This window comes from Coprobacillus sp. (genome assembly GCF_984815275.1).
In genome coordinates, this window is the sequence record NZ_CFJNYH010000002.1 from 146440 (window position 1) to 157911 (window position 11472).

At 32.1% G+C, this 11472-nt stretch carries 14 protein-coding genes; all 14 read right to left on the bottom strand.

The window, feature by feature from the left end; translation table 11 throughout:
- Position 1 precedes the first annotated feature (1 nt).
- The gene (gene pyrH, locus AC5M21_RS01750) at positions 2 to 721 is read right to left on the bottom strand and encodes a UMP kinase (RefSeq protein WP_117598789.1); all 720 of its coding nucleotides are present in this window, start codon (positions 719 to 721) and stop codon (positions 2 to 4) included.
- Positions 722 to 784: 63 nt separating this feature from the next.
- Positions 785 to 1672, bottom strand: coding sequence for a translation elongation factor Ts (gene tsf / locus AC5M21_RS01755; protein ID WP_117598790.1), 888 nt, complete (start codon positions 1670 to 1672; stop codon positions 785 to 787).
- A gap of 64 nt (positions 1673 to 1736) precedes the next feature.
- Positions 1737 to 2603, bottom strand: coding sequence for a 30S ribosomal protein S2 (gene rpsB / locus AC5M21_RS01760; protein ID WP_008789736.1), 867 nt, complete (start codon positions 2601 to 2603; stop codon positions 1737 to 1739).
- 155 nt (positions 2604 to 2758) lie between these two features.
- The gene (locus tag AC5M21_RS01765) at positions 2759 to 3517 is read right to left on the bottom strand and encodes a site-2 protease family protein (RefSeq protein ID WP_017143740.1); all 759 of its coding nucleotides are present in this window, start codon (positions 3515 to 3517) and stop codon (positions 2759 to 2761) included.
- The gene (locus tag AC5M21_RS01770) at positions 3483 to 4073 is read right to left on the bottom strand and encodes a M23 family metallopeptidase (protein ID WP_008789738.1); all 591 of its coding nucleotides are present in this window, start codon (positions 4071 to 4073) and stop codon (positions 3483 to 3485) included. Before AC5M21_RS01770 ends, AC5M21_RS01765 begins: the two co-directional genes overlap by 35 nt.
- Positions 4074 to 4117: 44 nt before the next feature.
- On the bottom strand, positions 4118 to 4894 hold the full coding sequence (minD, locus tag AC5M21_RS01775; RefSeq protein ID WP_008789739.1) for a septum site-determining protein MinD: 777 nt from the start codon (positions 4892 to 4894) through the stop codon (positions 4118 to 4120).
- Positions 4863 to 5453, bottom strand: a complete 591-nt coding sequence (locus AC5M21_RS01780; protein ID WP_117598791.1) for a septum site-determining protein MinC — start codon at positions 5451 to 5453, stop codon at positions 4863 to 4865. The genes minD and AC5M21_RS01780 overlap by 32 nt, the downstream gene beginning before the upstream one ends.
- Positions 5453 to 5974, bottom strand: a complete 522-nt coding sequence (locus AC5M21_RS01785; protein ID WP_117598792.1) for a hypothetical protein — start codon at positions 5972 to 5974, stop codon at positions 5453 to 5455. Before AC5M21_RS01785 ends, AC5M21_RS01780 begins: the two co-directional genes overlap by 1 nt.
- Positions 5971 to 6825, bottom strand: coding sequence for a rod shape-determining protein MreC (mreC, locus tag AC5M21_RS01790; RefSeq protein WP_302280774.1), 855 nt, complete (start codon positions 6823 to 6825; stop codon positions 5971 to 5973). Before mreC ends, AC5M21_RS01785 begins: the two co-directional genes overlap by 4 nt.
- A gap of 72 nt (positions 6826 to 6897) precedes the next feature.
- A complete protein-coding gene (gene radC, locus AC5M21_RS01795) occupies positions 6898 to 7578 on the bottom strand; it encodes a RadC family protein (RefSeq protein WP_008789743.1) in 681 nt (226 codons plus the stop codon).
- On the bottom strand, positions 7571 to 7930 hold the full coding sequence (locus tag AC5M21_RS01800; protein WP_008789744.1) for a hypothetical protein: 360 nt from the start codon (positions 7928 to 7930) through the stop codon (positions 7571 to 7573). Before AC5M21_RS01800 ends, radC begins: the two co-directional genes overlap by 8 nt.
- A 68-nt stretch (positions 7931 to 7998) precedes the next feature.
- Positions 7999 to 8163 (bottom strand): hypothetical protein, encoded by a 165-nt coding sequence (locus AC5M21_RS01805; protein ID WP_008789745.1) that lies wholly within the window; start codon positions 8161 to 8163, stop codon positions 7999 to 8001.
- Positions 8164 to 8255: 92 nt separating this feature from the next.
- The gene (locus AC5M21_RS01810; protein ID WP_008789746.1) at positions 8256 to 10886 is read right to left on the bottom strand and encodes a valine--tRNA ligase; all 2631 of its coding nucleotides are present in this window, start codon (positions 10884 to 10886) and stop codon (positions 8256 to 8258) included.
- On the bottom strand, positions 10867 to 11472 hold a 606-nt coding region (locus tag AC5M21_RS01815; RefSeq protein ID WP_493531469.1), incomplete at its 5' end, for a DMP19 family protein. The genes AC5M21_RS01810 and AC5M21_RS01815, both read right to left, overlap by 20 nt.

Consider the following 11472-nt stretch of genomic DNA (forward strand, 5'->3'; position numbering starts at 1 on the left):
CTTATTCTCCTCCCTTTGAAATAATTGTTCCAATAGAAGCACCATCACAAGCTTTAGCGATGTTTCCATCTTCTTGCATATTAAATACACATAAATCAATACCATTATCTTTACATAGAGTAATAGCTGTTTGATCCATAATATGTAAATCTTCGTTTAAAACATCTAAATAAGTGATATGATCATATTTTTTAGCTGCTGGATCTACTTTAGGATCAGCTGAATAAACACCATCCACACCATTTTTAGCCATTAAAATAACATCTGCATTCATTTCAGCAGCACGTAAAGCCGCAGTTGTATCCGTTGTAAAGAAAGGACTTCCTGTACCAGCACCAAAGATAACAATTCTCCCCTTTTCCAGATGACGAACTGCTCTTCTTCTAATATATGGTTCAGCAACTTCCTTCATGTCAATAGCAGATAATAATCTTGTATTAACACCAATAGCTTCTAAAGCATTTTGTAAAGCCATACCATTCATTACTGTCGCCAGCATTCCCATATAGTCTGCTGCTGCTCTTTCCATCCCCATATCACTACCAGTTTTTCCACGCCAAATATTTCCACCACCACAAACAATAGCAATCTCAACACCTAAATCTTTTGCATCTTTAATTTGTCTTGCCACATCAGCAACAACAACTGGATTAATCCCAAACCCTTGCTCTCCAGCCAATGCCTCACCACTTAATTTCAACAAAACTCTATTGTACTTCATATAATTCTCCTTCATTTTACAAGAAAAGGGCACAAAAAGTGTCCTCCCCCTTATATTCAGTTATTATCCCTTCATTTGAGCAGCAACTTCTTCAGCAAAGTTTTCTTCTCTTTTTTCCATTCCTTCACCAACTTGGAAACGAACCATTTCTAAAACTTTTCCATTTCCTAAGTATTTAGCTACAGTCTGATCAGGATCTTTAATGAATTCTTGATCCACTAAGCACATTTCCTTTAAGTTTTTGTTTAAACGACCCTCAACCATTTTTTCAATAATATTTTCTGGTTTAGGTTTAGCACTTGTTGCATTTTCTTCCATTGCCTGAGCTTTTAATACAGTTAACTCTCTATCTAAAACTTCAGTTGGAATAGCAGTTCTATCAATATATTGTGGTGCACTTGCAGCAACATGCATAGCAATATCTTTGGCTTTTTCTTCATCAGAATCGCTTAATTTAACCAATGCAGACATTTTTCCACCCATATGTGAATATGCTCCAAAAACTTCAGCATCTTCTTTAGTTAAAACAGCAAATCTTCTTAAACTCAATTTTTCTCCAATTTTACCACTTTTTTCAGCAATTACTGTTTCTAAATCTTTACCATCTAATTGTAATTTTAAAGCAGCATCCAAGTCTGCTGGTTGATTTGTAACAATTACTTTTGCAATATCTGCTACTAATTCCTGGAACTCAGCATTTTTAGCAACGAAATCTGTTTCAGAGTTCACTTCTACGATTGATGCAGCATTTCCATCAATAACAAAAGCAGTTAAACCTTCAGCAGCAATTCTGTCAGCTTTTTTAGCAGCTTTTGCAATTCCTTTTTCTCTTAACCAGTCAAATGATGCTTCTAAATTCCCATCACATGCTTCTAACGCTTTTTTACAATCCATCATTCCAGCACCAGTTTTTTCACGTAATTCTTTTACTAATTTTGCACTAATAGCCATTCTTTTATCCTCCGTTTATGTTTTTTATAAAAAAGGGAAAGACATAAGCCTCCCCTTGTTCTCACTATGCTTCAGTTTTTGGTTCCTTAACTTCAGCTGGTTTGCTTACTTCAGCATTTCTGTTATATCTAGGACGTCCTTGATTTTTATATCTAGGTCCTCTTTGTTTGCTTTCTTCTACAGAAGCGACAGCATCATTCATAGATACTTCTTTATCATCTTCATCTTTTACATATGCAACAGTTAAAGGTTCACCTTTTGCTTCACATACAGCATCAGCCATTGCAGCAACGATTAATTTAACAGCTCTGATTGCATCATCATTTGCTGGGATAACATAATCAACTTCATCAGGATCACAATTTGTATCAACAATACCAAATACAGGAATTCCTAAGATTTTTGCTTCTGCAACTGCATTATGTTCAACTTTAGGATCAACTACAAATAAAGCATTTGGTAATCTTCTCATTTCTTTGATACCACCTAAGTTCTTTTCTAACTTAGCTTGTTCTTTTTTAAGTAAGATTGCTTCTTTCTTAGTGAATAATTCTAAAGTTCCATCTTCATCCATTTTTTCTAATTCTTTTAATCTTCTAATTCTCTTTTGGATAGTTTTGAAATTTGTTAAAGTTCCTCCTAACCAACGAGAATTTACATAGAAACTTCCAGATCTTTGAGCTTCTAATTGTACAGCTTCTTGAGCTTGTTTTTTAGTTCCTACAAATAAAACTTTTCCACCTTTAGCAACGATATCCATCATAGCCGCATAAGCTTCATCGATTTTATCAGATGATTTCTTTAAATCGATAATATAAATACCATTTCTTGAAGTGAAAATGTATGGAGCCATCTTTGGATTCCATCTTTTTGTTTGATGTCCAAAATGAACACCAACTTCTAATAATTTTTTCATTGAAATTACTGCCATTGTAACTTCCTCCTTTTGTTTTTTTCCTCCATTGCTTCTAACACAAACCACTCTACTAGAGCACTCGATTCACGAATTCACAATGTGTGTATTTGAAATACCTGTAGTATGATATCATAATCTATCAAAAAAAACAAGATATAATCTTATATTTCCTATTTTTTTACATTCTTAATCAATTCTCCTACCATGTCTTGTTCATCATATATCAAACCATCTACCTGGTAATAATTATGAAATCCTCTCCGATAAGTCAAGGTACGATTTAAAACAATCTTATCACGTGGATATAAACTTGGTATCTGAGTATAGTATTTCCGCAAATAGACAGGTATAAACTTCAGATAATAAAATTGCTGGATAAACAAATAACTTAGAATAACAAATGTATTGATTTGACAATAAAAACAAAATAATATACAAAAAACAAACACAGATATTTTTAATGTTAAATACAATGCCTTTTTTAAATCCATAACACTTTGGAGAATCAAGCCAATAATGCGGCCACCATCCATTGGATATATAGGTACAAGATTAAACACAAACACCATTATATTCATAGTTAAAAGATATTCCTGATAGACACCAGAACTCAATGCCAATATAAGCCCATAAATGAGCAAATGACTGCATGGTCCAGCTAAAACCACGCAGATTTCTTCACGTATGGGATGAAAATAAAAATCATTCAAAGACAAATAGGCTCCAAATGGTAAAATCTCAACTTTATCAATTTCAAAATCAAAATAATATGCCATCAAAAGATGGCATATTTCGTGAAGGCACACAATTAGCAAAGTAGAAAGATACCATTTCAAATATCCTCCTATCCATGCAAGTACAAAATATATAAGTGTAACTGGGTGAATATCAATTTTATGAAATAAGTTCTTCAAACGTTGAATAATCAATTTCTTTTTCACCTTGTGTAAAGATAATCATAACCTGATTTTGATATGTTCCAAGTATCGTTGCAGCATCAACCTGATCATAAGCACTCACAAAGACATCTGTCATTTGTCCAAAAGTCACTTCTATATTATTTTCTAATAAAACAGTAACATATTGTCCAAGCATATCTTGTTTTCCAACATAAATGACACGACCTTTATCAAAATTCAAAACTTCATTAGATTGATTCGTATAATAGTTATCTTTAATATTTTTATAGGATACCTGACTAGAAACGGTTGCTGCATTATCACTCTTTTTATTAAAAGATAACAATTGATTATTCACCCATTTTGTCAATTCAGTAAAACGCATATCATTCAACACATAATCTTTTATATATTCACCATTTGGACTCACCTTCACATAAGCACAAATTGCAACTCCCACCAACAATACAACCATACATTTAATCATCCCATTATACAATCTTGAAAAATGGCGATCAGTTAATGTTGGGTGATGGTGTGCCCTACGCTTTTCCATACGTCTTTTAATTTCATCTATTTCATTCACAAGTATGTCACCTCATCTATACTTATGAAAAAAATATAAAATTATTATCCAAATATCCTTTCAAATAACGGTTTTTTCTTATTTTTTTGAAATGGAACTTCCTGCCCATCTAATCTCTTAATAATTCGATCAAAACATCCACTAATAGACAAATTCTTCTGTAAATAAATTGGCATCCCTTTATTGTTTGCCTCTAACATTTCATGATCATCATAAACAAGCCCCAGCAAAGGAATTGATAAAATATCATAGGCATCTTTTAATGTTAAACTTCTTCCCTTATGTATATCTTCATCGTTGTATTTATTCACCAGCATATGTAAATTAGTGACTCCCTGCTTCAACAGCAATCCCACAACACGGTCTGCATCTCTTAATGAAACAACATCGAGTGTCACAACAATAATCGCTTCTTGTGATAAGCCACTTGCGTATTGAAAACCTTTTTCAATTCCAGCTGGACTATCTATTAAAATAAAATCAAATTCATTTTTTAACTGTTCAATCATTTTCATCATATAATCAACATTCAAATTTTCAAATGATAATGATTTACATGCTGGCAATAAATACAATGAATCCATTCTCTTATCTTTTACTAAGATTTGTTTCAAAGAACATTTATTAGAAATCACATCATTTAAATCATAAATTACACGATTTTCTAATCCCATCATAACATCGAGATTTTTCAATCCAAAGTCTGCATCAATCAAACATACTTTCTGTCCCTGCGATGCTAACGCATACCCTAAATTAATTGTCATACTACTTTTTCCAACTCCACCTTTACCCGATGTAACTACAATAGTTCTGCTCATAACCATCCTCCTTCTTGGCTTTAATACAATTATCTTTATAATAGACACTTGTTAGTGCAGATGTTGTCAAATCATGCAAAGTTTCTTGATTTATGACAATTTGAGCGTTTTGAAAATCATGACCATAAATCTTGACATTTTCATTCATTGCAACTATTGTGCCACGTACAGTATTTAAAAAATAAACATTATCATAACAATAAACATAACTTCCTGGATTTACTGTTCCTAAAAACAGAGTTTCTTTGTCAATAAAAAGTTCTTCCCCATTACGTAATTGTTGTCGTTTGATTTCAAGTTGATTCTGAACATGAGGCAATGATAATCCATCAAACAAAATTTTCTTCTTTTGCTTTATCAACATAATCAGATGATTTAATTCTTCTTTTTTCAAATATCGACACCCAAAATCAAAATATGCCCTTGGATAATAACCATCTTGTTGAAAGATAGGTTGTTCCAAGAGCATATTTAAATCATTTAATACTGTATCAAAATCACAAAACTGATCCACTTTCAAAACCAAAACACCATTGACACCTTTAACTTCAATATTCATTATTCCACCTCTATCTTAACTTTATTATAGACCCAATAAACACCTACAAATAATACAAGATTAAGAATTAAAGTAGGCAATATCCTCATTGTTAAGAATGAAACAATAGGATATCTTGTCATATTGGTAATCCACATCAGCCAATATACCACGCATTCTTGCGCAAATATTGTCAAAATACAGAAAATCATAGATTCTATCAAACTTAAAGACTCTAATTTGAAAAGATAAGATCGAACAAAGGCGATTAAACAATAAATAAGTATATAAATAGCTAAAGAGTTCGAATAAACAATAGAATAATAAACACTACATATAGCCGCAAAAAGATATCTTTCTGCACCATCAACAGTTCTCACAAGCATTGAAAACATCATTAAACCTAAGCAGGGGACTATTGTCATCCCAACTTTTGTATAGTTATAAGGTAAAAAATAACTGATTGTACTATCTAAAATAAAACAAGCGATAACAAGCATAATACATTTGAATAAATAACTATCTGTCATTCTTGTTTTCATTCTTCATTCACCCTTTGAACCACAGCAACATAATTTAATGAATTAAAATCCGCACTTGGTTTTGCAGTACATACAGACTCAGTTGCATCATCACCCAATGTAAAGCCATCTACTGTTCCAACCAAAATTCCTTTAGGACTCTTGCCAGGACCACCTAAACCGCTTGTTACAACTTTTGCACCATTTTCAAGCTTTTCAACATCACTTAACAGTGTAATACGATAGCTTTTTGTAGATAAATCATAACGGTTTAAAAGACCATAATATTCTTTATCACCACTCAAAATCATAACTGGTAACTGACTCTTTGAATTTTCAGAAGATAATAGTGAAACAGTTGATGAAATTTCGCTCACACTTGTCACTGTTCCAATCATACCTTGGGCAGTTATCACTGCCATCCCTTCTTTAATTCCAGAAAGTTTGCCAATATTTATAGTCACTTCATTTGTCCAGTTTTCAGCATCTCTAGTAATTACAGTTGTATATTTCACTTGATAATCAGTTGGTAGATAATTGATTTTTGTAATATCTTTTAATTGATTTAACTCAGATGTTAAAACATCATTCATAGCTGATTCACGAGCCAAATCATCTAATTTCTGCTTAAGTTTAGCATTTTCTTCATAAACATCCTTCATCTCACTATATTCATTAAAAAGACCACTCACATATTCAATTGGTGCTTTAATCACATAATATTCAATGTTTGCAATGGTATCTTTAAAAATCGTTTCAATTCCAGAAGCAGAACGACTTGTGACCAAAGTCATAACTGAAAAGATGACCAAAACAACTGTAACAATTACAATTCTTTTATTATGCTTATTCCATTTATTCTTTTTATACAAAATATCACCCCTAGTCTCATACCATTATAATATCTGGTATAAAAAAAAGCAAATTAAAAAAGGATAAACATTTCAACCATGATTATCATAATAGAGTTGTTTCGCTTTTATGCTATAAAATTGATTCCAGCCAATGATGATATGATCCATTATTTCAATAGCCATCATTTCGCCAAGTTTAACAAATTGCTCTGTCAAATACAAATCCTCCTGACTAGGCAAGGCATCACCACTGGGATGATTATGTAAAAGTATCATTTTAGCACTACTGACTCCAATAGCCTCTTTAAAGACTTCACGTGGCGTAACAATACTCATATTTAATGAGCCTATAAATATTGTTTTCTTCTTAATCACACGATTACGAATATCTAAGCACAAAACCACAAAATGTTCCTGCTTCAACATCATCATTTCATTTTTAACATAATCATAAATATCGCTTGGTGATAACAATGATTCATGTGATTCTTTTTGTTTTAATCGCTTACTCATTTCAATAACACTTAATAATTCAATGGCTTTGGCCTTTTTAATCCCTTTAAGCGCAATGAGATCAGCATAACAAATATGAGATAATTGTGATATACCACCGATTTCCTTTAATAATCTTTGTGCTAATTGGATAACCGATTCATCTTTATTACCAGTTCTTAAAACAAGTGCCAGCAACTCAACATTGCTTAAAGACTCAATCCCATTGACAATCGCTTTCTCACGTGGATTTTCTTCTATTGGTAATGATTTAATCATGTATAACTCCCTTCGATAAGTTGTCTAATAAAGTTTTAACTGTTGTATCGGATGATACAACATAAGTTTTCATAATCCCTTTCATATCAACCGCATGTTTTTCAACTTTCTTTTGATCTTCACTAATCATTGATAAAACATAGTATTGTCCATCTTTTTTATAACAATACCCTTCAATGCCAGATTCTTTAAGTTCAGCCAGCTTAGCATCTTTATTGCTTGCTTCTTTATAAATCCCAACCTGATAAGCATATATTGTCTTTTGGGTAAATGAACTTGCATATGTAAACACAAACATACATACTATAGAAAAAATAATACTCATAATAACAACTTTCACTTCAAATTTCATTTTCTTCACCTCACCAATTATATGCTCTAACAATAAAGAATATGAAAGGCATTTTGCCTTTCATACCATTAATTACGCCATTCTAAATTGACTAATCTTGGAATCGAAATACGCCCTTTTTTCGATCTCAAAATCTTATAAACTCCTGCACCCAATAACAAATAAAGAAGTGCTGTTCCTATAAAAGATCCACCTTGAATTTCGCATTGTTGTTGTAATGATAATTCTCTCATAATTGCTTCTTCCTTTCTATTAGCCCCCTTACTATATATATTCACTTCTTTTATATGATTTTTCTTCTCAAAAATAAAAAAAGTGAAATTTTTTATTTCACCTTTTCCATTTCTTTTAATTTAGCTTGAACTGCGTTATATTTTGATTGATAATCAGCTAATTTAGCTTCCTCGGCTTCCACTTTTGCTGGTGGTGCTTTACTCGTAAAATTAGGATTTGAAAGCATTCCCTGACAACGTTTAATTTCACCTTCAAGTTTCTTAAGTTCATCTTCCAGTTTTTTCTTTTCAGCATTTAAATCTATATAATCACCAAGTTCAACAATCAAGGCATGTCCACCTTTAATCATTTCAGTAGCAACATGAGATGATGTTTCCACATTGTATCCAATACAACGGGCATTACATAATTTAGAAACATATAAAGCAATATCTTCTAATAGTTCAGATAATTGTTCATCTTTTGTTTGAATACTATAAGCTATTTCAATAGAGTTTTTAATAACATACTGAGCACGAATATTTCTAATTCCTTTGATAATATCAAATAAGTATTGAAATTGTCCATTAATCTTGTCATTTACAAAATAATTATTTACTTCAGGCCATTTTGCGATACATATCGATTCCTCTAAATGAGGAATTGACTGATAGATTTCTTCTGTCACAAATGGCATAAATGGGTGTAATAAACGAACAATGGCATTAAGTACATAAACTAATGTTTCTTGTGTGGCACGTTTCTCAGTATCATTATCACTATTTAAATGAGCTTTAGATAATTCAATATACCAAGAACAAAAATCATCCCAAATAAAATTATAAAGCTCGCTTCCTACATTAACAAACTCAAACTTATCCATATTTTCATCAACTGATCGAATAACATCATTAAGACGATTTAAAATCCATTGGTCTGATAAATTTAAATAGGTAAATGATAGATCCTCATATTTCATATCTTCATCAATATTCATTAATACAAATCTTGCTGAATTCCAAATTTTATTAATGAAATTCCAAGAAGCCTCTAACTTTTCTGGAATATAGCGCAAATCCATACCTGGAGCAGAATTAGTAGTTAAGAAAAAACGCAATGTATCAGCACCATATTCATCAATAACATCCATTGGGTCAACACCATTTCCTAAAGATTTAGACATTTTGCGACCTTGCTCATCACGAATCAAACCATGAATTAGAACATCTTTAAATGGTCTTTCATGAGTAAACTCCAAAGATTGGAAGATCATACGAGATACCCAAAAGAAAATAATATCATATCCTGTAACTAAAGTATCAGTTGGGAAATAACGTTTAAACATTTCACTTTCTGTATTTGGCCATCCCATTGTAGAAAATGGCCATAAAGCACTTGAAAACCATGTATCTAAAACATCTTCATCTTGTTTCCAATTATCAATATCTTCTGGAGCAGTTTTTCCAACATAAACTTCACCTGTTTCTTTATGATACCAGGCTGGCACTTGATGTCCCCACCATAATTGTCTAGAAATACACCAATCCTCAATATTTTCCATCCATTGTTTAAATGTTTTTTCAAATCGTCCTGGAACAAAATTAACTTGAGAATCTTTCTCCTGATTGGCCAAAGCAGCTTCAGCTAGAGGTTTCATTTTAACAAACCATTGCTTTGATAAATAAGGTTCAACGATTGCATGACTACGTTCCGAATGACCAACTTGATGCATATGTGTTTCAATATGGTCAACAACTCCTGCTTTTTCAAAATCTTCTAAAAGGGCTGTACGGCATTCAAAACGATCCATATTGGCATATTTTCCACACATGTCATTCATCGTTCCATTATCATGCATACAAATAGGCATACTTAATCCATATTTCTTAGCCAAAGCAAAATCGTTAGGATCATGCGCAGGTGTACATTTCATAACCGCAGTACCAAAACTCATATCAATATAACTATCTGCCATAATTGGCAAAGCTTCCCCATTAGCTGGATTTATTGCATGCTTACCTACTAAATGTGTATAACGTTCATCATCTGGATGAACAAATATTGCCTGATCAGCAAACATTGTTTCTGGACGTGTTGTTGCAATAATCAATGTCTCATCATTTTCTACCACTTTATATTTAAAGTAATACATATGTCCTTCAATCTCTTTATGAATAACTTCGATATTAGACAGAGCCGTTCTTTGTACAGGATCCCAGTTAATAATACGTTCTCCCTGATAAATCAATCCTTTTTCATACAAAGTGATAAAAACTGTTTTAACTGCTTCGCTTAAACCTTCATCTAATGTGAAACGTTCCTTAGAATAATCTAAAGACAACCCCAGTTTTTCCCATTGATTACGAATAATAGAAGCATATTCTTCTTTCCAAGACCATGCTTTTTCTAAAAACTTCTCTCTTCCCAAATCATAGCGAGAAAGTCCATCTTCACGCATTCTTGCTTCAACCTTGGCTTGCGTTGCAATTCCTGCATGATCCATTCCAGGAAGCCATAAGGCATCAAATCCCTGCATACGTTTATAACGAATAATCATATCCTGAAGTGTTGTGTCCCAAGCATGTCCCAAATGTAATTTACCAGTAACATTAGGTGGTGGTATCACAATACTATATGGCTTTTTAGAAACATCTCCAGCCTCAAAATAATGATGATCAATCCATGTTTTGTATTTACCTTCTTCTACTTTTTGATGATTGTATTTAGTCGCTAATTCCTTCATCTATCTCATCTCCATTTTCATCAATTTCTTTAGGAATATCTGTATCATAAAAATCTTCCTTATGTTCTAAGATAAATCTTGTAATTTTTTCATTCAAGTTAGTTGTATTAACCAACGAAACAAATTCATTTGTAAAATCTGAGAAATTATATCTTGAAAAATCTCCCATCTCAGGATCATCTTCATCATCTTCTTCATCATTTTCAATAATCTCTGCAAATCGTCTTGCTGCTCTCATTAATTCTGCTATATCATGAGCCCCAACTTCTTCAAAAATATCCACTATAATAGGAACAAACGGACGGTTTGAAGGACTCAAGAAAAAACTATGAATAGAAGATCCCTGTCCTTCTAAAGACAAAGAGACCTGATAAATTCCAAAAACAACTTTTTCACTATAATTCATTTTTTCAAAATAATGATCAAAGTCCTCATCTTCTTTTCTTATACAATGAAAAATAGCAGCTGCCGAAACATCTTCTCTAGGACAAGTATCAAAAATACCTGGTCTTAAATATGTATATTTCTCTTTTCTTTCTAAATATTCCATTTGCATTTGTTGTCTTATCTTCTTATTATCCTTGAC

Coding starts and splice junctions, on each gene's coding strand:
- pyrH (WP_117598789.1), bottom strand. CDS start 721: ATGAAGTACAATAGAGTTTTGTTGAAATTAAGTGGTGAGGCATTGGCT.
- AC5M21_RS01780 (WP_117598791.1), bottom strand. CDS start 5,453: ATGAATATTGAAGTTAAAGGTGTCAATGGTGTTTTGGTTTTGAAAGTG.
- tsf (WP_117598790.1), bottom strand. CDS start 1,672: ATGGCTATTAGTGCAAAATTAGTAAAAGAATTACGTGAAAAAACTGGT.
- rpsB (WP_008789736.1), bottom strand. CDS start 2,603: ATGGCAGTAATTTCAATGAAAAAATTATTAGAAGTTGGTGTTCATTTT.
- radC (WP_008789743.1), bottom strand. CDS start 7,578: ATGATTAAATCATTACCAATAGAAGAAAATCCACGTGAGAAAGCGATT.
- AC5M21_RS01810 (WP_008789746.1), bottom strand. CDS start 10,886: ATGAAGGAATTAGCGACTAAATACAATCATCAAAAAGTAGAAGAAGGT.
- AC5M21_RS01800 (WP_008789744.1), bottom strand. CDS start 7,930: ATGAAATTTGAAGTGAAAGTTGTTATTATGAGTATTATTTTTTCTATA.
- AC5M21_RS01785 (WP_117598792.1), bottom strand. CDS start 5,974: ATGAAAACAAGAATGACAGATAGTTATTTATTCAAATGTATTATGCTT.
- minD (WP_008789739.1), bottom strand. CDS start 4,894: ATGAGCAGAACTATTGTAGTTACATCGGGTAAAGGTGGAGTTGGAAAA.
- AC5M21_RS01805 (WP_008789745.1), bottom strand. CDS start 8,163: ATGAGAGAATTATCATTACAACAACAATGCGAAATTCAAGGTGGATCT.